At 50.9% G+C, this 23,941-nt stretch carries 24 protein-coding genes; 4 read left to right on the top strand and 20 right to left on the bottom strand.

Going from position 1 to position 23,941, the window contains the following annotated elements; translation table 11 throughout:
• Positions 1-497: 497 nt before the first annotated feature.
• Positions 498-3,824, top strand: coding sequence for a pullulanase-type alpha-1,6-glucosidase (gene pulA / locus ACJJIW_RS09470; RefSeq protein WP_282931201.1), 3,327 nt, complete (start codon positions 498-500; stop codon positions 3,822-3,824).
• A gap of 69 nt (positions 3,825-3,893) precedes the next feature.
• On the opposite strand, the gene ribA is transcribed toward pulA, so the two are convergent.
• The 13 genes from ribA to ACJJIW_RS09405 form a co-directional block, all read right to left on the bottom strand.
• Positions 3,894-4,511, bottom strand: coding sequence for a GTP cyclohydrolase II (gene ribA / locus ACJJIW_RS09465; RefSeq protein WP_282931200.1), 618 nt, complete (start codon positions 4,509-4,511; stop codon positions 3,894-3,896).
• 17 nt (positions 4,512-4,528) lie between these two features.
• A complete protein-coding gene (locus tag ACJJIW_RS09460; protein ID WP_282931199.1) occupies positions 4,529-5,164 on the bottom strand; it encodes a retropepsin-like aspartic protease family protein in 636 nt (211 codons plus the stop codon).
• A 17-nt stretch (positions 5,165-5,181) separates the two neighbouring features.
• Complete coding sequence (locus ACJJIW_RS09455; RefSeq protein WP_444892063.1) at positions 5,182-5,670, bottom strand: phosphatidylglycerophosphatase A family protein; 489 nt, start codon at positions 5,668-5,670, stop codon at positions 5,182-5,184.
• A 42-nt stretch (positions 5,671-5,712) separates the two neighbouring features.
• Positions 5,713-6,654: a thiamine-phosphate kinase gene (gene thiL / locus ACJJIW_RS09450; protein WP_444892064.1), complete on the bottom strand. Its 942-nt coding sequence runs from the start codon at positions 6,652-6,654 to the stop codon at positions 5,713-5,715.
• A gap of 10 nt (positions 6,655-6,664) precedes the next feature.
• Positions 6,665-7,108, bottom strand: a complete 444-nt coding sequence (gene nusB / locus ACJJIW_RS09445; RefSeq protein ID WP_282931196.1) for a transcription antitermination factor NusB — start codon at positions 7,106-7,108, stop codon at positions 6,665-6,667.
• 69 nt (positions 7,109-7,177) lie between these two features.
• A complete protein-coding gene (ribH, locus tag ACJJIW_RS09440; RefSeq protein WP_108735355.1) occupies positions 7,178-7,648 on the bottom strand; it encodes a 6,7-dimethyl-8-ribityllumazine synthase in 471 nt (156 codons plus the stop codon).
• A gap of 77 nt (positions 7,649-7,725) precedes the next feature.
• Positions 7,726-8,847: a bifunctional 3,4-dihydroxy-2-butanone-4-phosphate synthase/GTP cyclohydrolase II gene (gene ribBA / locus ACJJIW_RS09435; protein WP_413663385.1), complete on the bottom strand. Its 1,122-nt coding sequence runs from the start codon at positions 8,845-8,847 to the stop codon at positions 7,726-7,728.
• A 78-nt stretch (positions 8,848-8,925) separates the two neighbouring features.
• Entirely contained in the window at positions 8,926-9,588 is a 663-nt protein-coding gene (locus ACJJIW_RS09430; RefSeq protein ID WP_108734575.1) for a riboflavin synthase, read from the bottom strand.
• A complete protein-coding gene (gene ribD, locus ACJJIW_RS09425) occupies positions 9,588-10,733 on the bottom strand; it encodes a bifunctional diaminohydroxyphosphoribosylaminopyrimidine deaminase/5-amino-6-(5-phosphoribosylamino)uracil reductase RibD (RefSeq protein WP_444892065.1) in 1,146 nt (381 codons plus the stop codon). Before ribD ends, ACJJIW_RS09430 begins: the two co-directional genes overlap by 1 nt.
• Positions 10,730-11,197 carry a transcriptional regulator NrdR gene (nrdR, locus tag ACJJIW_RS09420; RefSeq protein ID WP_108734577.1) on the bottom strand — a complete coding sequence of 156 codons (468 nt, stop codon included), beginning with the start codon at positions 11,195-11,197 and terminating at the stop codon, positions 10,730-10,732. The genes ribD and nrdR overlap by 4 nt, the downstream gene beginning before the upstream one ends.
• A 153-nt stretch (positions 11,198-11,350) precedes the next feature.
• Positions 11,351-12,619, bottom strand: coding sequence for a serine hydroxymethyltransferase (gene glyA / locus ACJJIW_RS09415; RefSeq protein WP_108734578.1), 1,269 nt, complete (start codon positions 12,617-12,619; stop codon positions 11,351-11,353).
• Between the two features lie 219 nt (positions 12,620-12,838).
• On the bottom strand, positions 12,839-13,333 hold the full coding sequence (locus tag ACJJIW_RS09410; RefSeq protein ID WP_444937178.1) for a porin family protein: 495 nt from the start codon (positions 13,331-13,333) through the stop codon (positions 12,839-12,841).
• Positions 13,334-13,485: 152 nt separating this feature from the next.
• Positions 13,486-13,974 carry an outer membrane beta-barrel protein gene (locus tag ACJJIW_RS09405; protein ID WP_444892067.1) on the bottom strand — a complete coding sequence of 163 codons (489 nt, stop codon included), beginning with the start codon at positions 13,972-13,974 and terminating at the stop codon, positions 13,486-13,488.
• A gap of 480 nt (positions 13,975-14,454) precedes the next feature.
• Between ACJJIW_RS09405 and ACJJIW_RS09400 the strand changes: the two genes are divergently transcribed.
• Both ACJJIW_RS09400 and ACJJIW_RS09395 read left to right on the top strand, forming a co-directional pair.
• Positions 14,455-15,030 (top strand): hemerythrin domain-containing protein, encoded by a 576-nt coding sequence (locus ACJJIW_RS09400; protein ID WP_282931191.1) that lies wholly within the window; start codon positions 14,455-14,457, stop codon positions 15,028-15,030.
• A 29-nt stretch (positions 15,031-15,059) separates the two neighbouring features.
• The gene (locus tag ACJJIW_RS09395) at positions 15,060-15,503 is read left to right on the top strand and encodes a SpoIIAA family protein (protein WP_282931190.1); all 444 of its coding nucleotides are present in this window, start codon (positions 15,060-15,062) and stop codon (positions 15,501-15,503) included.
• A 68-nt stretch (positions 15,504-15,571) separates the two neighbouring features.
• On the opposite strand, the gene ACJJIW_RS09390 is transcribed toward ACJJIW_RS09395, so the two are convergent.
• The 4 genes from ACJJIW_RS09390 to ACJJIW_RS09375 all read right to left on the bottom strand — a co-directional run bounded on the left by ACJJIW_RS09390 (position 15,572) and on the right by ACJJIW_RS09375 (position 19,443).
• Complete coding sequence (locus ACJJIW_RS09390; protein ID WP_282931189.1) at positions 15,572-16,267, bottom strand: putative adhesin; 696 nt, start codon at positions 16,265-16,267, stop codon at positions 15,572-15,574.
• A 98-nt stretch (positions 16,268-16,365) separates the two neighbouring features.
• Complete coding sequence (locus ACJJIW_RS09385; RefSeq protein ID WP_444892068.1) at positions 16,366-16,761, bottom strand: hypothetical protein; 396 nt, start codon at positions 16,759-16,761, stop codon at positions 16,366-16,368.
• An 851-nt stretch (positions 16,762-17,612) separates the two neighbouring features.
• Entirely contained in the window at positions 17,613-18,344 is a 732-nt protein-coding gene (gene fnr, locus ACJJIW_RS09380) for a fumarate/nitrate reduction transcriptional regulator Fnr (protein WP_444937177.1), read from the bottom strand.
• Positions 18,345-18,576: 232 nt separating this feature from the next.
• Positions 18,577-19,443: an SDR family oxidoreductase gene (locus ACJJIW_RS09375; RefSeq protein WP_444892070.1), complete on the bottom strand. Its 867-nt coding sequence runs from the start codon at positions 19,441-19,443 to the stop codon at positions 18,577-18,579.
• A 290-nt stretch (positions 19,444-19,733) separates the two neighbouring features.
• On the opposite strand from ACJJIW_RS09375, the gene ACJJIW_RS09370 reads away from it, so the two are divergent.
• Positions 19,734-20,756, top strand: coding sequence for an adenosine deaminase (locus ACJJIW_RS09370; RefSeq protein ID WP_282931185.1), 1,023 nt, complete (start codon positions 19,734-19,736; stop codon positions 20,754-20,756).
• A 52-nt stretch (positions 20,757-20,808) separates the two neighbouring features.
• Here the strand turns inward: ACJJIW_RS09370 and fnr (ACJJIW_RS09365) are convergent, their stop codons facing one another.
• The 3 genes from fnr (ACJJIW_RS09365) to ACJJIW_RS09355 form a co-directional block, all read right to left on the bottom strand.
• The gene (gene fnr, locus ACJJIW_RS09365; RefSeq protein ID WP_282931184.1) at positions 20,809-21,537 is read right to left on the bottom strand and encodes a fumarate/nitrate reduction transcriptional regulator Fnr; all 729 of its coding nucleotides are present in this window, start codon (positions 21,535-21,537) and stop codon (positions 20,809-20,811) included.
• A 70-nt stretch (positions 21,538-21,607) separates the two neighbouring features.
• Positions 21,608-22,990: an oxygen-independent coproporphyrinogen III oxidase gene (gene hemN, locus ACJJIW_RS09360; protein ID WP_282931183.1), complete on the bottom strand. Its 1,383-nt coding sequence runs from the start codon at positions 22,988-22,990 to the stop codon at positions 21,608-21,610.
• Between the two features lie 123 nt (positions 22,991-23,113).
• Positions 23,114-23,812: an OmpW/AlkL family protein gene (locus ACJJIW_RS09355; RefSeq protein WP_282931182.1), complete on the bottom strand. Its 699-nt coding sequence runs from the start codon at positions 23,810-23,812 to the stop codon at positions 23,114-23,116.
• Positions 23,813-23,941 lie beyond the last annotated feature (129 nt).

The raw sequence follows: 23,941 nt of genomic DNA, 5'->3' as shown, positions 1-23,941 counted from the left end.
TATCGCCGGGCGTGGGCAGCTGGAGGCTGCTACTGGACCCGACGGAGGGTTGCAACAATCATCAATCATCCTCCGCAGTCATTGAGTTCTGGATTCCGCCATAGTACCTGGCGGGCTATGGGCAAATTAGCACTACCCGGGGATAGGAGCAAGGATAATCCCGGGAAGCCTCTTAGTAATTGCCCCGCCACAAAAAGCAAAGCCGGCAAAAGCCGGCCTTCGAATCCGATTACAGCGAGTGCATCACCTTTCTCGACTCACCATAACCCGATCAGTTGAGTATAGATCCGGCTTTTTCTTTCGCCATCGCGTTTACTCGAGAAGCATCTTCTCCTGCGGGTGTTTCCACCAAGTGACGAATTTATAAAGCTTTTATGACACCCCCAACCACCTCCCCCAGACCTCCACCTCCTCGGGGTGGGAGGCCGTCAATGCGTGACTGCGATTCAATACCAACTGAGAGAACCGCAACAAGTACAAAAAAAATGGGAAGCGCTATGCCAACAACAAAATTTACAGGGCCCGGCACAAAGGCGGGGCTGATTCTGGGGGCAGTCTTCTGCTCCATCCAAATACCGGTGTGGGCATCTGACACACCAGACCCCACAGAGGTCAATATTCCCGGCAACCTACAAAGCCAACTGGGCTGCGATGGCGACTGGCAACCAGGTTGTGTCGCCACCCTGCTCAGCTATGACAGCGAAGACGACAAATGGCAAGGCAACTTTTGGATACCCGCCGGCAACTGGGAGTACAAAGCCGCTCTCAACAACAGCTGGGATGAAAATTATGGCTGGGGCGGCCAGCGGGACGGCGGTAATATTTCCCTTAGCCTGGATGAGGCCCGCGAAGTTAAATTTATCTACGACCACGAGAGTCACTGGATCACCGACAACCACAATAGCGTGGTCGCCACTGTAGCCGGCAACTTCCAATCCCTGCTGGGGTGCCCGGGAGACTGGCAACCCGGTTGCCTACGCAGCTGGATGCAGGATGCCGATGGAGATGGCACCTACACCTTTATCACCTCAGCACTGCCTGCCGGTTCCTATGAATTCAAGGTAGCCCTGCACGAAGGCTGGGAGGAGAGCTACGGCAACAATGGAACCAACGTCAGCTTTACCGTGGCCGCCGATTACGACGAAATCTACTTTGCTTTTGACTCGAATAGTAAAGAAGTCACCGTCAGCAGTGATGGCTTCGCCAAGGGTGACCTGAGCAGTGATAAAGCTCACTGGGTGGATACCAGCAGCTTTGCCTGGGATATCCAGGTGCAGGAAGGTATCGAGGTTAAATTGCACTACAGCAACAGCGCCGAGCTAGAACTGGAGGACGGTGATATCCGTTCCGACGGCACCATCGATCTCACCCCTCTCGCCACCCTGCCCGACAGCGCCCAACAAAAATTCCCGCACCTGGCCAGTTTCAGTGCCTGGCAATTGCCAGGGCAGGCCTCCATCAGTGATCTGGTCACCCAGCAGCTGGCCCTCGCCGCTTACGATGCGGAGGGCACGTTACTGGATGCGACTGGTGTGCAGATAGCAGGCGCGCTCGATGATCGCTTCTACTACGACGGTGAACTCGGTGCCCGTGTCGGCGAGGAGATTATCCAGCTCGATCTTTGGGCACCCACTGCACGGGCAGTAAAGCTGCACCTGTTTACAGACCCCAGCAGCGATAGCGCCGGTCAGGTGGTATCCATGCTGCGCGATGAATCTACCGGGGTTTGGAGTGCCGATATCGATAAGCAGTGGGACCGCAACTTTTATCTCTATGAGGTCGAGGTGTACTCCTACTTCAGCCGCCAGATTGAAACCAACCTGGTCACCGACCCCTATTCCCTGAGTCTCTCCATCAATAGTGGCAAAAGCCAGATCATTAACCTGAATGACCGGGACCTGAAGCCGCGCGGTTGGGATCGCCTGCGCAAGCCCAGGTTAACCCAGCCGGAAGATATCAGTGTCTACGAGCTGCACGTACGCGATTTCAGTATTGTGGATCAAACTGTCCCCGAAGCAGAGCGCGGCACCTTCAAGGCTTTCACCCGCAAGCACAGCGACGGCATGCGCCACCTCAATAAACTGGCCCGCGCCGGCCTCACCCATATCCACTTGCTGCCGGCCTTTGACTTTGCCACAGTCAATGAGGATCGCACCCAGCAGCAGCAAACCCCGGACCTCTCAGACTACGCGCCGGACAGCAGCGAGCAGCAGGCCCAGGTAGATGCTATTCGCGATACCGATGGCTTTAACTGGGGCTACGATCCATTGCACTACACGGTCCCCGAAGGCAGCTATAGCAGCGCTCCCGATGGACCTGCGCGCATTCGCGAATTCCGTCAAATGGTGCAAGGGCTATCCCACTCCGGCCTGCGACTGGTAATGGACGTGGTTTACAACCACACCAGCTCCTATGGCCAATACGACAACTCCGTACTCGATAAAATCGTCCCCGGCTATTACCACCGCCGCAATCTGGAGGGCGGAGTGGAGATGAGCAGCTGCTGCGCAAATACCGCCAGTGAGCACGCCATGATGGAAAAGCTGATGATCGATTCCCTGGTCACCTGGGCCCGGTCCTACAAGGTGGACAGCTTCCGTTTCGATCTCATGGGACACCACAGCCTCGACAATATCCTCAAGGCGCAAGCGGCATTGCAATCACTGACCCCGGCAGCCGATGGTGTCGACGGCAAAGCTATCTACCTGTACGGCGAGGGCTGGAATTTTGGCGAAGTGGCTGACGATGCTCGCTTTGTACAGGCCCGCCAGGGCAATATGGCCGGCAGCGGTGTCGGCACCTTTAACGATCGCCTGCGCGATTCCGTGCGTGGCGGCAACCCCTTTGGAGGTTTTGAGGAGCAGGGCTTTGGTACCGGTCTGTTCACCGACAGCAACGGTAAGTTTGAGGGAGAAGATGAGCGTGCCACACTGCTAACCCTGGCAGATAAAGTCCGCATTTCCCTCGCCGGCAACCTGGCGGATTATCCTTTTGAAGATGCCAACGGCAATATCATTACCGGCAGCGAGCTGGTCTATAACGGCCAGCCCACCGGCTATACCGCCGACCCGCAGGAATCCATTAATTATATTGCCGCCCACGACAACGAGACGCTGTTCGACGGAGTACAGATCAAAGCCAGCGACAGCGCCGACTTGGCTGAACGAGTGCGTATCCAGGCATTCAGTAATTCCCTGGTTCTGTTCGCCCAGGGAGTGCCGTTTATCCACGCAGGCCAGGATTTCCTGCGCTCAAAGTCGATGGATCGGGACAGCTACAACTCCGGTGACTGGTTTAATGCACTGGACTTCAGCCTCGCCACCGATAATTGGGCTGCGGGTTTACCTATCGCAGATAAAAACGAAGATAACTGGTCCCTGATGCAACCTTTACTGGCAAACCCGGAATTGGCTCCCGAGCGCCGGCACCGCTTGTGGAGCTCTGCTCTATTCCGCGAGCAGCTGGCGATTCGCAACAGCTCTCCCCTGTTCCGCTTGTCTGATGCAGAGTCCGTAGAAGCACATCTCAATTTCCTCAACACCGGACCCGACCAGATTCCTGGGCTGATTGTGATGGAGTTATCCGATTCCAATGGCAACATCGATCGCCGCTTTGAACGTATTGTGGTGCTGTTTAATGGCGATGACGAATCATTGGAATTTACCAGCGAAAACCTTATTGGTGAGTACCTGTTCAAGCACCCACGTCAGCGCCGATCAGTAGACTCACGCCTGCACAAAGTAAAATTTGATAGGAGCAGCGGCACCTTTACTCTGCCCGGCCGAACTACCACAGTATTTGTGCAGCCACGCCGTAGATATTAATTCTTTATAAATTTTAAAAGGCCGGATTTTCCGGCCTTTTTTATTGGGGTGCTTCAAGAAAAGTGAAAGTTAGTTTTCCTCTTTTCCTTCTTCATCCTCATTTTCGATCAAGTGACCAAGTTTGCCTTTTTTGGTAGACAAATACTTGGCATTGTGGGGATTGCGTCCGGACTGGTGCGGCAGGCGCTCAGTCACATTGATGCCCAAGTCCTCCAGCGCTTTTACCTTACGCGGGTTATTGGTCATCAAGCGAATGGCATGAATACCCAGGTGTTCGATCATTGCTTTCAGAATCGAGTAATCCCGCATATCGGCGCCAAAGCCCAACTGCTCATTAGCTTCCACCGTATCCGCACCACAATCCTGCAAGTGGTAAGCGCGAATCTTATTTAACAGACCGATACCACGGCCCTCCTGGCGGAGATAGAAAATAGCTCCACGCCCCTCCATCGCAATACGATGCATAGCATGTTGTAGCTGGGCACCACAATCACAGCGCAGGGAGAATAGTGCATCTCCGGTCAGGCACTCAGAATGAATACGGGCCAACAGAGGCTCTTCGGTATCGAAGTCACCCATGGTGAGCACCACGTGCTCTTTTCCGGATTCCACTTCCTCGAAACCGTGCATCTCAAACATACCCCAAGAGGTGGGTAGTTTTGAGGATTCCACAAAACGAATGGTCAACTTAATACCTCTTTAAATCAGTGTCGGGCGCGCAGTACCAGCACACCGCCCTGCTGTTCCATATCAACCTGGCTGAGAAAGCTGTTGCCAAGAAGTACCACCTGGGGGAAGTCATCGGCATGAACTGTCGCATCAACATTGTGAACCTTGATTCCACCTATGGTGACACTGCTAAGATTCACTCGATAAACACTAGTAATACCATTAGCAGTAGAGACTAGTACTTCCTCGGCATTATCCAGATTCAGCCTTAGGCGACGAGCGGTAGGATAATTAATAGCAATATTGGTAGCGCCGGTATCCACCATCATCGGTACTCTCAGGCCATTGACCCAGGCATTTGTTAAATAATGTCCACGGCTATCGGCGGGAAGCCGTACTTCTGCTTTCGCCGCCTTGGCAAAACTGGTTGCTATAGGTGCATCCAAGGTCAGCTTTTGCTCTCGTCCAGACACACTAATCCGTGCATAACGAGTAGTCGCTTCCAACAGGGTGACACCCTCTGGGGATTTTTGTCCCGCCTTAAGAATTTTCTGGCGGCCATCAATTTCCAGCATGGCGCTATCGCCAAATAACCCCTTTAATTGAACCTGCTGCGCATTAGCACTCAGAGCAATAAAGAGACTGAAAAAAAATACAAAATAGCTGCGCATTGATCTTCCCTATCAATCTAAGCGCCCAGTACCCACGCCGTTACTTGCAGTACCAGGGAGGCATAAACGGCGGCCAGTATATCGTCGAGCATAATCCCAACGCCACCTTGCACCTTGCGATCGGCCCAGCCAATGGGCGGGGGCTTGGCAATATCAAATACCCGGAAGAGGACAAAGCCGTATAGCGCCCAAGCCCAACCTGCAGGAGCCATAAACATGGTGAGCCAGTAGCCCACCATTTCATCCCAAACAATACCGCCGTGATCGTGAACTCCCATTTTCTTGGCAGCTGCACCACATAGATAGCAACCTACCACACCGGTAACAAACACAATGGCCAGATACCAGAATGGAGGCAAATCCTTCATCAACCACCAAAAAGGAATCGCTGCCAGGGTACCAAACGTACCCGGCGCTTTGGGTGCCAGCCCGGAGCCGAACCCAAATGCCAACAGTAAGGTGGGATCGCGCAACAGCTGGGAAAATGTCGGGTTGTTAATGCTCATATTATTGAATTCTCACAAAGGCACTATGGTCTACACAATGACTTAAAAGTGCCTATAGCCTGGCGATTGAGCAACCCAGGGGTTCCCGTGATAGGAGCAACGTACCTGCGGCTCCCCCTCAACGAGTTTCCCTATGGGTGTAAAACCCAACTGACGAACTTGCTCAACTGCGGCTGCCGGTGCGGTAAAACAAAGCTGGTAGTCATCCCCTCCACAGGCCGCCAGCTCTACGGCAGTATCAGCTGCCAATCGATTGGCTAGGGGGGCTATGGGAAGAGACTCCAGGTTTATTTCTGCTGCCACACCGCTCGCTTTGCAGATATGGCCCAGATCCCCCAGTAATCCGTCGGAAATATCCAAAGCACTGGTAGCAATGCCTGCAATCGCGCTGGCAGTTTCTAATTGCGGCTCGGGAAAATAGAAAGCCTGCTCCGCTTCCCGCCGCACTGACTCAGTCACATTCCGCTCTGCCAAAACAACGGGCAGGGCTGCCGCGGCAGCGCCCAGTGGGCCGCTCACATAAATATTGTCGCCGACAGAAGCGCCGTCCCGCCGGAGGGGCTTTTCGGTATGGCCGATCACCTGAATCGTAATGGATAAGGGGCCAGCGGTAGTGTCACCACCCACAAGGGAAACCCCAAACTTGCCAGCAGTTTCCAGTAGGCCACTGGCGAATTTCTCCAGCCAAACGGAGTCGCTATCGGGTAAGGTCAGGGCAAGGGTAAACCAGAGGGGGCGGGCATTCATTGCCGCCAGATCACTGATATTCACACGCAGTGCACGGCTCGCAACCATGAATGGGTCAGCACCTGCGGGGAAGTGACGGCCTGCTACCAGGGTGTCCATAGAAGTGGCCAGCTGCCCGCTGACAGGTGCTTGCAATAGCGCGCAGTCATCGCCAATCCCCAGGGCTACACCTTCGCCCTGGGGAGCGCGGGCGAAGTAATCGCGGATGATCTCAAACTCCCCCGGCGCTTTAGACATAATTGCTGGCTCAGCCCTTCTTGTCTGCGGCTACCTCTGCCGAGCGCAGGTCCGCAGCGGTCTTATCCAAAATGCCATTGATAAACTTGAAGGCATCGGTGGGACCAAATTTTTTCGCCAGGGCCACCGCCTCATTAATGACAACCTTGTAAGGCACATCGATACGGTTTTTCAGCTCGTAAGTGGCCATGCGCAACAGCGCGCGGGATACAGGGTCCAGGTCTTCCACTTTGCGATCCAGGTGCGACGTGTAAGCGCCCTCTACCTCATCAAGGTTTTTCGCTACGCCGTGGAAAATATCACGAAAATATTCCACGTCGGTTTTGCTCATATCATTATCGGCGTGAAACTCGGCCTCAATGGAATTAAGGCTGGCGCCGGCCATCTGCCACTGATAGAGCGCCTGCATGGCGTAGTGACGTGCCTTACGGCGGGCGGATGCAGTTACGGTCATTGTCTTTTCCGGTAGATACTTCACAGAATGGGCTGCACCGACACACCTTTTGTGCCGGCGCGCCGGCAATTAAATCTTGCCGAGTAGGGAAACCATTTCCAGGGCGGTTTCGGCGGCTTCACAACCTTTGTTGCCAGCCTTGGTGCCTGAGCGCTCGATAGCCTGCTCAATGGAGTCCACAGTCAGCACGCCAAAGGTGACGGGAATGCCAGTATTCATGGATACCTGAGCCAGGCCTTTGGTGCACTCGCCAGCCACATACTCAAAGTGCGGGGTGCCACCACGGATAACCGCGCCCAGGGCAATAATGGCATCGAACTTTTTAGTCTCAGCCAACTTCTGTGCCGCCAGGGGAAATTCGAATGCGCCCGGGGCGTAGTAGATAGTGATATCTTCATCCTTGATACCCTTGCGGCGCAGGGTGTCCAGTGCACCATCCTTTAGGCTTTCAACCACAAAGCTGTTCCAGCGGCTCACCAACAGTGCGTATTTGCCCGTACTGCCGACAAAGTCCCCTTCGATCACTTGAATATTACTCATAATTTTCAATCCGTATTTCTTGTCCATCGCCGCCGCTATCAGGACAGTAGCGGCGCTTCAGTATTGTTACTCTTTTACTAGGGTTGCGGCGCTTCCACGTTCAGGTATTCCTCTACCTCCAGGTCAAACCCGGAAATAGCACTGAACTTGAACGGTGCGCTCATCAGGCGCATTTTGCGCACCTTGAGATCCCGCAGAATTTGCGAACCGGTACCTACCTGCTTGTACACCAAGTCCTGGCTGGGGCGCTGTTGCTTGCCGCTGATCAGCCAATCAATGCTCTCTTCGATTTCTTCGGTGGTTTCGTTGTGGCAGATCAGTACGACAACACCCTTGCCCTCTTCTTCAATACGCTGCATCGCGCGGCGGAAGGTCCACGGGGTGAATTTTTCATCGCCGCGCTGAATCGTAAGCACATCGCGCAGAGTATTTCCCACATGCACACGAACCAGGGTCGGCTCTTCTGGGGTGGGGTCGCCTTTAACAAAGGCAAAGTGGCGTTCGCGGCGAGCCTTATCGAGATAGGTGCGCAGCTTGAACTCACCGAACTCGGTGCGCACCTTGCGCTCATTAACGCACTCGACGGTTTTCTCATTCAGGGCGCGATAGGTAATCAGATCGGCGATAGTGCCGATTTTCAGGTTGTGCTCTTTCGCGAACTTTTCCAGGTCCGGGCGGCGGGACATGGTGCCGTCTTCATTCATGATCTCAACAATCACCGCAGCCGCCTCAAAACCCGCCAGGCGGGCCAGGTCGCAACCGGCTTCGGTGTGGCCTGCGCGGCTTAATACACCGCCGGGCTGGGCCATAATGGGGAAGATATGGCCGGGCTGTACAATATCGCTGGGCTTGGCATTTCTGGCCACAGCGGCGCGAACCGTGCGCGCGCGATCGGCGGCGGAAATACCGGTGGTGACACCCTCTGCCGCCTCAATGGATACGGTGAAGTTGGTGCTGAACTGGGCTCCGTTGTCCCGCGACATCAGCGGCAGATCCAACTGCTCACAGCGCTCTTTGGACATGGGCATACAAATCAGGCCACGGGCATGAGTGGCCATAAAGTTGATGTCTTCAGCGCGAATCTGCTCCGCAGCCATCACCAGGTCGCCCTCGTTCTCGCGATCTTCATCATCCATCAGGATTACCATTTTGCCCTGGCGGATATCGTCGATCAGTTCTTCAACCGTATTTAGTTCCATGGTTAACTCTGGATAAATTTATCAATTGCAAATAGAGCGGCTATCGCTGCTGTTTTCGCCGTGGTGCACGGCCCATCTTTAGCGCTTGTAAAACCCGTTCTGGGCCAAAAATTCGAGGGTCATACCCCCACCACTAGGCTTGGCTGCCTCATCACCGAGGAGTAGCCGCTCCAAGTAGCGCGCAATCAGGTCCACTTCCAGGTTGACCCGAGTACCGGCGGTATAGCCGGCCATAATCGTTTCCTGCAACGTGTGTGGCACTATGGTGAGTTCAAACTCAGCCCCATCCACGGCATTGACCGTGAGGCTGGTGCCGTCGACGGTGATAGACCCTTTATGGGCAATATAGCGAGCCAGGTTTTCCGGTGCGCGCAGGCGGAATCGCTCGGCGCGAGCCTCGGACTTGCGCCATACCACCTCGCCAATACCATCCACATGGCCGCTGACAATGTGTCCACCCAGGCGGGTCTGGGGTGTTAGTGCTTTTTCCAGATTGACCCGGTCGCCTTTTTTCCAGCGGCCCACCGTTGTCACATCCAGGGTTTCCGCAGAGACATCCGCCCAGTAACCATCACCGGGCAGGTCAACAACCGTGAGACAAACACCATTGGTGGCAATACTGTCCCCCAGTTGCACATCACCCAGATCCAGCTTACCGCTGCGCACACGCACACGCAGGTCGCCGCCCTGGGGTTTTAACTCTGCAATCTCGCCTAAGGCTTCAATAATTCCGGTAAACATCAGCGCTCGATATCGGTTGTTGCAGTAATGCGCCAGTCGTGACCAACTGCGCGCATATCGGTAATCGTAATCGGCAGCATCGAGCCCATACGCTCGATAGGCAGTTCAAACAGCGGTCGCCCGGTGCTACCCAGCAGTTTTGGCGCCATATAAACAATTATTTCGTCGACATGGCCCCGGTAGAGGAATTCACCAGAGAGGGTCGCACCGCTCTCTACCAAAACTTCATTGCACTGGCGTCGCGCCAACTCCTTGAGCAGGGCGAGCAGGTCTACGCGGCCCTCTTTGTCGTGGGGTAAAACCACGACTTCCGCACCCGTTTTCTCAATACGCTCGCGGCGCTCGGCCTCCGCGCGCTCTGTCGTGCACACCAATGTGGGGGCATCCCCCTGCAAAATAAAGGCTCTCGCTGGGGTACGCAGCTGGCTGTCAACAATTACTCGCAGCGGCTGCACTTCGGCGGCTCGCTCTGCGGCCAGCATTTCCAGTGCCATTTCATCGGCGCGCACATTGAGATTGGGATTGTCGAAGCGCACCGTCTCAACCCCGGTAATCACTGCACAACTGCGAGCGCGCAGGCGCTGTACATCGGCGCGAGCCGCAGGGCCCGATACCCACTTTGACTCCCCACTGGCCATAGCGGTGCGCCCATCCAGGCTCATGGCGGATTTGCTTCGCACCAGGGGCAGTCCCAGGGTCATACGCTTGATAAAGCCGGGGTTTAGAGCGCGACACCTCTCTTCCAGGATGGGGCCTTCCACTTCGATCCCAGCATCGCGCAATATTTGCAATCCGGCACCGCTGACATTCGGATTCGGATCCTGCATTCCGTAAATAACCCGGGCCACGCCGGCCTTTACCAACGCCTCGGCACAGGGACCTGTGCGGCCGGTATGACTGCAGGGCTCAAGAGTGACATAAACCGTAGCCCCCTGAGCCAGGTCGCCGGCATCACTCAAGGCTTCGATCTCAGCGTGGGGTTCGCCGGCCCGCTTGTGCCAGCCTTCGCCGACAACATTGCCATCCCCGTCAGTAATCACACAGCCCACTCGCGGATTCGGCATAGTGGTGTAGAGACCGCGCTCTGCCAACTGAATAGCGCGGGCCATCAGTGCTTCCGCACTGTGTACAACCGTTTGACTCATTCTGTCTTCGATCCCTTACTGGTCAGTCGCTCAATCTCTTCTCTAAACTCGCTGACATCCTCAAAACGGCGATAGACAGAAGCAAAGCGCACATAGGCCACCTGGTCCAGCTCACGCAGCTGCTCCATCACCAATTCACCAATAGCACGCGCCGGCAACTCCCGTTCTCCGGTCGCCTGCAGAGCGTGTTTTATTTGAGATACCGCCGACTCCACCCGCTCAATACTCACCGGGCGCTTTTCCACAGCGCGCTGAATACCCGCGCGCAACTTGTCTTCATTAAACGGCTCGCGCTGGCCGTTTTGCTTGATCACTCGCGGCAGCAGCAGCTCCGCAGTTTCAAATGTGGTAAACCTCTCGTGGCACTCCAGGCACTCGCGCCGGCGGCGTACTTGGTCGCCCTCAGCCACCAATCGGGAATCGACTACTTTTGTTTCTTCTGCGCTGCAGAACGGACAGTGCATGTGGGATTATCCCCGGAATGGAAAATGGGCCGCAGTTTACCACAGCCGTTGCACTGTGTGACCGCGGCACGCACAGCCACAGTGCATCGCAAATTCAACAGGGACACATAAAAAAAGCGGCTCTATGAGCCGCTTTTTTGTCAGCAGTGCTGATCAGCCTTTTTTATACACAGGAAACTCTGCGCAAATCCCCAGAACCTTCTGCTTCACATCGGCGATAGTGGCTTCAACATCACCTTTCTCCAGTGCATCCAGCACGTCGCAGATCCAGTGAGTGAGCTGTTGGGTTTCCTTTACACCAAAGCCGCGAGTAGTGATTGCCGGGGTACCGACACGCAGGCCGCTGGTAATGAAAGGAGAGCGCGGATCGTTGGGTACCGCGTTCTTATTAACGGTGATGTTGGCGTTACCCAGGGCTTCATCCGCATCCTTACCGGTGTACTCTTTGCCAATCAGGTCAACCAGCATCAGGTGATCATCGGTCCCACCGGATACAATGTTGATACCGCGATCGAGGAAGGTCTCCGCCATTGCGCGGGCATTTTCCACAACCTTCTTCTGGTAGGCCTTGTATTCAGGGGTCATGGCCTCTTTGAAAGAAACCGCTTTCGCCGCGATCACATGCATCAGCGGGCCACCCTGACCACCGGGGAATACAGCGGAGTTGAGCTTCTTCTCAATTTCTTCGTTGGCGCGCGCCAGGATGATACCGCCGCGGGGGCCACGCAGGGTTTTGTGAGTAGTAGAAGTCACAACATCGGCGTGGGAGATTGGGGAGGGATACTCACCAGCGGCAACCAGGCCTGCAATGTGAGCCATATCCACAAACAGGTAAGCACCCACTTTGTCAGCGATCTCGCGGAAACGCGCCCAATCCATCACTCGGCTATAGGCAGAGAAACCAGCCACGATCATCTTCGGCTTGTGCTCAAGCGCCAGGCGTTCAACTTCCTCGTAATCCACTTCGCCAGTTTCCGGGTTCAGACCGTACTGCACTGCATTGTAGATCTTGCCGGAAAAGTTAACGCGGGCACCGTGGGTAAGGTGGCCACCGTGGGCCAGACTCATGCCCAGTACAGTGTCACCTGGGGCACAGAGCGCCTGGTAAACAGCCGCATTAGCCTGTGATCCAGAGTGCGGCTGCACATTCGCGTAGTCAGCACCAAACAGCTCCTTGGCGCGCTCAATGGCCAGGGTTTCCACTTTGTCCACGTACTCACAACCGCCGTAATAACGCTTGCCTGGATAGCCCTCGGCATACTTGTTAGTCAGGCTGCTGCCCTGAGCTTCCATTACCATTGGGCTGGTGTAGTTCTCAGAGGCGATTAACTCGATATGGTCTTCCTGACGAGAGTCTTCCTCCTGGATGGCTTCCCAAATTTCCGGGTCGTAAGAAGCTAAAGTGACAGATGAATCAAACATGGTGTTCCCTCGGTAAAGCGGGCTTGAGTAGAGGCTTTTAAAACTCGATACCACAGCGCCCAGACTTATGAGTAGGACCAAAGGCTCCCAGCGTGGGATGGCCCTACTGCTCAATGCATTCTGGGCATTTTAGAAAGGCGCGCATTGTACACCAAGGGCAGCATGAATGCGCAAATGCAGAGACGTGGCGGGACCAACCCGTCCACCTTAAAAAGGCGGTCAGAATTTGTACACCACAGAGCCAGACCAGTAATTCACATCTGACTCAATGATGGTGTAATCCAGTTCCAGGGTCGCCTCGTCGGTCAGTTTGAAACCAGCCCCGAGCCCGGCAGATGCACCGTTATCCGAGTACTCTTTCTCCCAATTATCTATCTCCAACTCCTCATGGAGGTAGCCGATACGACCTTTCAGATAAATGTTGCCCGGGCTGCGATAGGTGGCATAAACAGCTTGTGTTGCCAGGGAGTAGTTGTAATCGTACCAGTAGTAGTCGAACTCACCATCAATGACAGAGTCGGTGACTTCTGCCTCGAATCCCCAGCCAGAACCCCAGGTATAACCGGCTCGAATCCCCCCATTTAAAGGGCTCTCCCCCCTGGCATCAACATCCAAAACACCGAAAACGCCACCGATATACGCACCCTGCCCATAAGCGGTAGCGGAACACAACAGAGCGGCAACTGCAGCCATTGCCTTGAGATTAAAGCCCACCATCTTCCCCTTAAATCTCGAAGTCTGATCAAAGGGCAGGGATTATAGGGGCACGATCAATTGGCACAAGTGTTTACTTAGACAGGTCAGTATGTAACCTAGGAGCTTCTAAAAAGAGATGTCTCCACTAGTTAAATTTAGGAAAGGGACAATTAAAATCTCAGGCTAAACCCGCCTGACCAATAACTGACATCCTTCTCTAATATGGTGTACTCAAGCTCCAGGTGATAAATTTCATTCAGGCTATAACCAATTCCAGCCCCTAAGCTGACACCCAGGTCATCACTACTTTCGCTGCCAACAGAAACGTCTTCATAGAGAAGGCCCAGGCGTCCTTTCAGGTACCAGTCCCCCTCTGTTCTGTAAGTCGCATAAGTAGCAAGAGTACGTATGTCTACACCCACATTCCGACCATAAGCCTCAGTCTCACCACTTAATAGTGAACTAGTATATTCACCTTCCACCCCAAAACCCGAGGCCCGCACATAACCTGCTCGCAGTCCCAAATTCAGTGGATTATCGACCCCCTTGAAATCAAAATCTGTTATTCCGGCCACACCCCCCCAGTAGGCGCCCTCGGCAATTGCGCCCGCTGAAACAACGAGTGCCAGCACACCTATACCAGCCTTAACTATTTTCATTAACACTCCCATCCTGTTGCATTAACTTTGTCGTGACACATAAATAGAGCGCTGCAGAATAATTCGATGACAACCTACGACTTCAGCACCAATAAATTTATTGAACAACGGGAAACATCGCAGCATGCTTAAATGTGCAACAACACGTCATTAGAAATTATTAAAATATGAAGGATCAGACACACCCTTATCTAGGTCCGACAGAAGAGCGTACTTGTGGAAAAAACTGAAGAAAGGGCTACTCGAAAATAGGTTTAATTTATCTTGTGGTCAAATACAACGAGGTACAGATAAGAGTTGGCCCAAGGAATTCAGCGGCATGGTCAGCCTCATACCTATTGATAACCTCAGCCCTCCCCTGAGTAGGTAGCGGTAAGTTCCACCTTGAGTCCCACTAAGTCCCCCTCACTTGATCCAAATCAACTTTGGATTGGTACATATGGCAACAATAGACCCATCGACAAATCGCGGAGGTCTGGGATGAATGCCATCTACCGACAACTGTGCTGTGACCATAAACATATGCAAGAGTTGCTCAACGCCTTTGAGCAATTACTCCTGGATCTTTTTGGCTGCGGCGACCGCGATCCAAACACCTTGTCACTGATCCTTGATGCTTTGGATTATTTATCGGCATACCCGGATAGGTATCACCACCCAGTTGAGGATTTAATATTTTCCCGGCTGTTGACTAAGCCAGTACATGACAGGGAATCAATTTACGAAGCGCAAATGCAGCATGAAAATATAGCCGCAGCGACAAAACACATGTGCGCTTTATTTTACGCTATTGCCAATGATGCGACCGTTGAACGGAGAGTGCTGCAAGGAGCTTGCAACACCTACCTGAAGCTGCAACGCAAGCATATGGAGTTGGAAAATAAATCTATTTTCCCACAGATCGAACAGTACCTGGGGACTACCGACTGGATTTATATTCAGAAACAGGTCAGTGAATTAAGCTGCAGATATTTCGACAGGGCAACCAGAAAAATTTACGAGTCCCTGCACGAAGATCTGACACAACATCAAATGCCCGCGCAGGCATTAGCTTAGGTCACCAAAACAGCAGGGAGGAAATGTTAATGCAGTTTAAACGCCACGGCATATCCATTGGCATGGAACGTATAAATGATGAGTTTTTCCTTTACATAAAGGCAATTGGTGAGTTAACCCATGAGGATTATGAGCATATAACACCACTATTAGAATATGCTCTGGAAGGGGTAAAAAAACCTCAGGTTCAATTACTGATTGATCTCCGGGATTTCGAGGGCTGGGGGATGCACGCGATCTGGGATGAGTTCAAGCTGGCCTTAAAGCACGGCAATGAATTCTCGCATGTCGCTGTACTTGGGGATGAGGAGTGGCAGCAAATAGCCACAAAAGTCGGGAGCTGGTTTGTTAGCGGTGAAGTCCGCTATTTCAAACAGCAACAAGAGGCCATGGATTGGCTACAGGAAACAAGGAAGACGGGTATTGGTCACAAGGAATCTGAAAAGGAATTAGCTTTCTCCACACACTCCTGATAAGTAGTGGATTAAGGGGGCGTTTACGCCCCCCTTTTTTTTGCCTGAAATTTGACAATCTAACTGCTTCAGCTAGACACTTTTTGCTTATGGCTATCCCAAGAAGGTGTACCAATAACAAAGTTATTGAAATTCAGCTCATTGCGGCAGAAGGAGCAATAAATATTTTCATAATGCAAGTTATTTCGATGCAGAATATTGAGCACATCAACCAGTGTCGGATTCTTTTGGTTATGCCGATTTCGAATCGTCAGAAAATTAGCTTCCATTCTGGTTTCAAGCGAGCTGGATTTTGCATCGTACATAGACTTTTGGAACGGATCAGATAAATCATATTTTGCCAGCTCCGTCTTCTTGCGCTCAACAAATTGATTATTTTTATGTGCCGAGTCTACAACTCTCTGAATATCGTTATAGCTTTCACCATCAGTAATGAATCGCCGCGTTAGGCGACCGAATATTTGCCCCGCCATAGATCCGTGATAACCCTGGAATTTACTCAGAGTATAGTTTTTGCACCATTTACCTTTACCAACCCACTCGTGATATTTCGCGGTCCCATTAACTACATTTTCCAGACCCGGATCATCTAACGTATAACCGTGGGGGGCAAAAAAGAATAGATTATCACCGCCATGTCCCTTGCTACAAAAAACTTCTTTGGTTGCGGCACCGTGGGCAGAGATGACTAGGTTCGGCGCATCCCCAACATTGGTACCTTCAGGCGCAAAAATTTTAACTAAATCAAGTTCACGAACAGGCATAAGACACCTATTTAACGTCTAGTATAAAAATAAGAGGGTTACCCCTCATAACCGTACTACTAACGTACTATGACCAGCCATTCACACTCAAGTTATATTCAGTAATTTTTGATGTTTGTCATGAACAGATAATTTTGGAAGTGAGGCGACAAACCAGGAAGGTTTCTTAAAAAACCAGATAAAATACGAAAGAAATAAGGAGGAAATATGGAAAATAAAGAAAACTCTGCAAGACCAACATTAAAATCAAAAAGGTACTTAGAAATATAAGTAGATTTATACCACCGCCAAACAAGCACCACCTCATTTGTATTACAGTCCAAAAATACTGATTTAGTAGCTGCCCCCTGCATTTTGCTACCCCAGAATGGAGCTCCAATAACAATATCTCCAAAACTCATTTCACTGCGACAAAAAGAGCAATAAACATTTTCATAATGCAGTTTATTTTTATGCCGAATATTGAGAACATCAGCCAGAGTGAGATTACCCATCTTTATTCGATGGCGAATAGTTAATAAGTCTACCGACTCCACCCCTTTTGCAATATATTACTGGTCTATAGGATTGTTTAGATCCGGACTATTCACAATTTCAATGCGCTAATGGGTGCTATCCACTGCCTTTTGTACGCCAGCATAGCTCGCGCCTTTTATGAAAAGCGTGTGACACGACCGGGAATCTGACCTGTAGTTGTGCCATGGGATTCTTAAAATTTACTTAGCGTATAATTATGACAAAGCTTTCCTTTGCCTACCTACTCGCGACATTTCGCATTACCCGTTAAGGCACTACTAATACCCGGATCATCTAGAAAGCAATCATGTGGAGAAAAGAAAAATAGATCATCTCCCCCATGCCCTTTTCGGGTAAAAAATTGCTTGATTATCGCCCCATGAGTAGAAATAGCTAAGTTGGGCGCAGCTTCGACCTAAGCCCCATCCACTGCAAAACTCTTAACTAGGTCAAGCCTTCTAACTGGCATGATTTCTTCCCTTTTCACCTTATTATTTTTTTGCACTTTTCAGCACCTTAACTGAAAGATTACTATGCTCAGGTAAACATTTCCTGGAAAACTTATAGCTAACAGAGATCGGGGAAAATCGTTTTCCACGAATGAATTATTAATCAGTCATAAAAAACAGGCCTGAAAATAAATTATAATTACATGGCACCTGCCAACTGATGCCACCGTATAAATAATCTAGTATCAGCATTTACAGCTAAAACACCCACAAACCTAGAAAAATAGCAGAGTAATTTATAAAACAGAAAGTTGAACTTTACGACAGTCAATTAATATCTTTCTATAACATGCAGCAATTCAAATAAGCCCCAAAAAAATTCATTGATCATTCTCATAACTAAGATGGGTACCCGCCAAATCACTTAGTGCAACTATATTTAAAATCTCAATCATCCTACCACTAACTTTTATCAGCCCCTCACGCTGAAAACGAGAAAATATACGACTTATCGTTTCTGCCGTTAATCCGAGATAGTCGGCAATATCTATTCTAGGCATAGAAAGCACAAATTCGCGAGGGGAGTAACCTCGGCAGGCATAACGGCTGGATATATTCATAAGTAAAGCAGCGAGACGAGCATCCGCTGAACGCTTACCAAGCAGCATTAAAATCTCATTCTCCTGGCGCAACTCTTCAGAAAAGATGCTATAGATTTGCTGCTGTAAAGCTGGAACTTCCTGAGCGAGATTTTCCAACTGATCGAATGGAAGAAGACATACACTGCTATCTTCAAGGGCCACTGCATAGCTCGGGTGGAGCCGACTACTATAAGCATCGAGCCCTAGAAGCTCTCCAGGAAGGGCAAAATGGGTTACCTGAGAATCTCCATCTGCAGCAATAACCACGCTTTTAAAGCTTCCGGAGCGGATTGCAAAGAGGCTTTGGAACGGGTCACCTGCACGATAAAGAGGCTCTCCCGCTTTAATCACTTTTTTCCTACGACTAACGCACTCAAGCCGATCAATATCCGCTTGTTCCAGCCCCGCAGGCAAACATAAACGTCTGACTGAACAGTTACTGCAGCTTACCGCTGCTGATGCCTTACTCATAAAAAGGCAGCCAAAAAAATATGTTCTCTATTGTACTGTTAATCAGGGCATCAAATAGGGAATTCATCCTGCCGTGAATAAATTACACACCCGAGCGGGCTACTTTGCCAACTGAAAAAATGAACCCGCTGGACACCTAATAGATCACCCTAGACGTAAAATTCTCAAAATTAAAACTGGATTTTACTCATTTAGCTCACGGGGAATTACTAACCTACCAAGAAATGAAGGTCTAGATATTCGGCAAAAAACTCTCGACCACCATTTTCTGCTGTTTTTTCCCATTATCATCTAAGCCTATCTTAAAATTACACAATTCATTGGCCCAGGAGGATGTCCTGACTCTAATTGGTGGATCCTCAGCCTGTACAACCTGCAAAACCACGCCAACTACTTGGTCACAAGTTTGATATATTTCTGCCGTCTTCTCTGGGCTCCGAGACCTCATACCACCAATATACTGATTGAAGACCCCCTGGTATTCATCTTCGGGGTACCCCTGGCTCTGCTCCAACTGCGAAAGTACATTATTGGCAAACTCCGAGTGGATACCACCGGGCTCGACAGCGGTAAAATTGATATTAAAGGCAGGAGTTATATAACTTGCCATGGCTTCTGTATAACCCTCAACAGCAAATTTTGCCGCACAATACAGCTCATTGAACGGCTGCCCAACTAGCCCGCCCACCGACGAAATATTGATAACGTGTCCACTACGAGCTTCGCGCATATGGGGTAAAACTGCTTTAGTGCAGCGAACTACACCGAGGTAGTTCACATCCGTCACCCAGCGTATCTCTTCTTCGCTGGCGTGTTCAGTGGTCTTTACAAAACCAGCGCCAGCATTGTTGATCAATAAATCGATATGCCCAGCATCCCGGATAATGGTATCTACGCAGTTCTGAATACTGTCAGAATCTGTTACATCCAATTCCATCACTTCGAGAGCCGCCCCCTGAGGAGCCGCATTTATCAGCTGGTCGGCCTTGGAGAGATCTCTCATGGTGGCAAAGACCCTAAACCCCTGCTTGACCATTTGCAGCGCCAGACTCTGCCCCAGCCCTGTGGAAGTCCCGGTAATCAAGGCAACCTTACTCATTGCTCTCTCCTCAGTATCCGTTAATCAATCTCAAGATGTAAACTACTCGGTGCAGTATACACATAAAAAGCAACAAGTAAACCGATCAGTGTATTTTCTGGCGGTGTAGCTGGCTGCTGCTAAGCATAGGGCTAACTTGCCAGAATAATCCGTAACCAGCTTTATTCTCAGAGAACGTAACCTGATACCATTAGCGCCCTTTTATAGCCCAGACAGTTTCTGTGAGTAGGAATGTTGGATTGCCTCCGGCGCATTCACATTCACAGGTAGTCCCGCAACAAGGTATTTCTATGTCCATTGCTGATTTGAACTTTTTGAAAGCACTGCCAAAAGCCGAGCTTCATCTCCATATCGAGGGTTCACTGGAACCGGAGCTAATGTTCGAGTTGAGCAAGCGCAACAATATTGAAATTCCCTTTTCCAGTATTGAGGAAATTAAAGCAGCCTATAAATTTCATAATTTACAGTCGTTCCTCGATATTTATTATCAAGGCGCTTCGGTCCTGATCCATGAGCGGGATTTTTATGATCTGACCATGGCTTATCTCAAGCGCTGTCGTGAAGACAATGTTGTCCACACAGAGATCTTCTTTGACCCCCAAACCCATACAGAGAGGGGCATTGATATCGGTGTGGTTATCAAGGGTATTAACAGTGCTCTTGATGATGCAAGAAATGAGTGGGGAATAAGTAGTCACCTTATTTTGTGCTTCTTACGCCACCTGAGTGAAGAGGAAGCAATTGCCACCTTGGAAGCGGCAAAACCATACCTGAACTTAATAAAAGGTGTAGGGCTGGACTCTTCTGAGCTGGGTCATCCACCCAGAAAATTTCAAAAAGTTTTTGCTATGGCCAAAGAGCTAGGGCTTGAGAGAGTTGCCCACGCCGGTGAAGAGGGACCTGCCGATTATATCGTAGAGGCTCTCGATCTTCTGGACGTGAGCCGTGTCGACCATGGGGTTCGCTGCGTTGAGGACGAAGCACTAATTGAGCGCCTGAAAGCAGAAAATATTCCCCTGACTGTTTGCCCGCTCTCCAATACCGCACTCTGTGTGTACGACAATATGAGCCAACACCCCATTTTGTCACTCCTCGAGCGCGGGCTGTGTGTCACGGTTAATGCAGATGATCCCGCTTACTTTGGCGGTTACGTGAATAAAAATTATCTGGCCCTTAGCGAAAGTCTGGGCATGACCAAAGAGCAGGCGAAAAAACTGGCCCTGAATAGTTTTAAAGCGAGCTACATTTCAGAGGCAGATAAAGAAAAGTGGGCGGAGGCAATATCAGCAATCGAAACGGTTGCTGGAGTTTAGTGAGTTGGGTAGTGTCCTGGCTGACCATAAAGCCAGGACACTATTTCAAGATTCAGTCTTCATCATATCCGCAGTGAGTACCCGCTAGCTCACTGAGTTCAATTAAATTAACAATCTCAACTGATCGGCCACTCACCTTAATTAATTTTTCTCGCTGAAAACGCGAGAAAAGCCGGCTGACAGTTTCCGCTGTCAAACCCAGATAATTGGCGATATCAGTGCGCGGCATCGATAAAACAAAGGCACTGTGAGAGTATCCACGACGAGCGTAACGGCTGGAAATATTAATCAGAAGAGCCGCCAAACGAGTATCGGCAGAGCGTTTACCCAACAACATTAAAATATCATTTTCCTGGCGTAACTCTTCAGAAAAAATGCTGTAAATCTGCTGCTGCAGGGCTGTCACCTGCTGGGCCAAAATTTCCAGTTGAGTAAAAGGCAGCAGACAAACACTACTGTCTTCCAATGCTTCCGCATAACTCGGATGTACCCGAGTACTGTAGGCATCCAGACCGAGCAGTTCCCCAGGTAAAGCGAAGTGGGTGACCTGAGTGTCACCATCTGCAGCAATCACCACAGTTTTAAAACTACCTGAACGAATTGCATAGAGGTTGGCAAATGGATCGCCAGCTCGGTAAAGGGTCTCCCCCGCTTTAATTATTTTCTTTCGACGCGTGATCTGCTCTAGCCGATCAATATCAGACTGACACAAACCAGCTGGCAAGCACAAACGTCTGACTGAACAGTTGCCGCAACTAACAGCTGTAGAGGAATCCATCATACTAAACCGGTCGGTAAACTAATTTGCCGCAATTGTAACGGCTGTTGAGCCGTTAGTCTCCTGCCGGTAGCTATAGAACACGTGAATATTTCGCATCTGTTTCTTGACTGTGCAAATACATATCAAATGCAGCAGCAACATTTCTCACGAACCAGCGGCCTTCCTCGGTAACAATAATATTTTCGTTATCCTGATAAATTAGACCATCGTCAAACATAGGCTGTAAGCGCGCTAATTCCTCAGAGAAATACTCCTCAAAGCAAGCACCTATACGCTGTTCAACAAGGTTTTTATCCAAGCGCAAACGACACATTAATTCACTAATAATCCACTGGCGCAAACGATCTTCATCATCCATTAACCAGCCGCGACAGGCTGCAGATTTCCCTTCTCCAATCGCCTGAGTATATTCTTTTAAGCGATGTAAATTTTGCCAGTAGCCATCGCGACTGTAGCTGATTGCAGACGCTCCCAATCCAACCAAAGCATCTGCCGGCATTAGGGTGTACCCCTGGAAATTGCGTTGCAACATACCGGCATGGGCTGCCTTAGCCAGTTCATCCCCAGGGCGGGCAAAGTGATCCATCCCCAAAAATTCATACCCAGCCTTACCCAGGTGCTCTACAGCCGCCAGCTGCATCGCCACTTTTTCTGCGGCGGAAGGAATTAAATCCGTATCAATCAGGCGCTGGGCCTTAAATCGGTGCGGCAGGTGTGCATAGTGATAGAGAGCGATGCGGTCCGGTTGCAGCTCCAGCACTTTATCCAAAGTGCGGTGCAGGCTGCTCAGTCCCTGCTTGGGTAGTCCGTAAATCAGATCGTAGGAAATAGACTCAAACCCGCGCTCACGCGCCGCTACGGTCAACTCCGTGACTTGGTCGGCACTGCAGATACGATTGATTGAACGCTGCACTTCGATATCGAAATCCTGCACCCCCAAGCTCAAGCGGTTAAAACCCAGTTCTCGCAGAGTATCCAGGGTCTCTAACTCAAGGGTACGTGGATCGGCCTCAATACTGTATTCAACCCCATCGCCTGGGCGCAAATCAAAAACTTCAGCCAGCCCCCCCATTAAGCGACGCATATCACTATCACTCAAGAAAGTCGGCGTACCACCGCCCAAGTGTAATTGGGTGACGGGGACATCAGCCACTTTATCCCGGTACCACTGGGCCTCCTGCAGCAGGTGATCCAGATAACTGGAAGCCAATCCATACTGGTGAGTAATTACTTTATTACAGGCGCAGAAGTAACAAAGAGAACGGCAAAAAGGAATATGAACATAAAGGGACAAGCTGCGAATATCCTGCAGTGCTGCCCAAGGCTCAATTCCATTTAATGTGTGAAAACGATCGGCGGTAGGATACGAGGTGTAGCGCGGGCAGGGTCCGCTATAACGGGATAAGAGTTCTTCAGACAACCCTCCCACGGGGCTTTTAATCTCTTGCTTCATATTCATTCACACCTCGTTCGGTAGTTTGCTTGAAAATCCGACACAAACAAAAAAGCAGCCACCGGGTCTTCGACCAGAAAACCGCAGTGACTGCTCTACCCCAGACCTATTTATTGCTACCTGTTAGAAGCGGTAGCCCAGACCAGCCATGTAAACCAGCGGATCAATATCCACATTGGCCGTCACTTCACCCAGGCCAGGTACTTTGACTGTGGCGTCGGTCTCGATGTCCATCCAGAACACGGACATATTGAACAGCCAGCGTTGATCGGCACCGAAGGTAAAATCGATACCAGCTTCTGCTGCCAGGCCAAATGAATTGTCCAGGGAGAGCTCTGCATCACCGGTAGCGCCAAGGCTTGCGAAAGCACTATCGGCGGTGCTGCTGATTTCTTCATCAAAGAAAGCGGTGTAGTTCACACCCAGGCCAACATACGGCTGAATGTTGGACTGCGGCTCCATCGGATACCATTGAACCAACAGAGTCGGTGGCAGGTGCTTGGTTTCCCCCAGATCAAAGCTGCCCAGGCCCTCGCCCACAACTTCGATATCGTGGCTGAACGGCGTTGCAGCAACCAGTTCCAAGCCCCAGTGATCGCGGAACATGTAGACGCCGGTCAGGCCCAGTGCGGAACCATTATCCACATCAACGCCAGTTTGGTTGATGCCGGTCCCATTCAAGGAAAGCACGCTGGAATTAGCATCGGGTGCTACAGTGGCCATGCCACCGCGCAGAATTAAACTGCCTTGTTCATAGGCCAGTGCGGGTGCAGTAAGTACGGCGGTCAAAGCGGCTGTCGCACAAGCAGTTATACGATTCATTAACTTCTCCATAAAGCGATTAGGCATTTTTCCCGACTCAGGAAGGGCCCCCCTCCAGGCACAATCACAAGTCGCGGACAGGTTACCCGCAGGCTAACTGGAACAGCTTGATCCAAATCAAGCTGCCGA

This window comes from Microbulbifer maximicatervae (SeqCode) (genome assembly GCF_052467815.1).
This window is presented reverse-complemented; position numbering and strand designations above follow the sequence as displayed.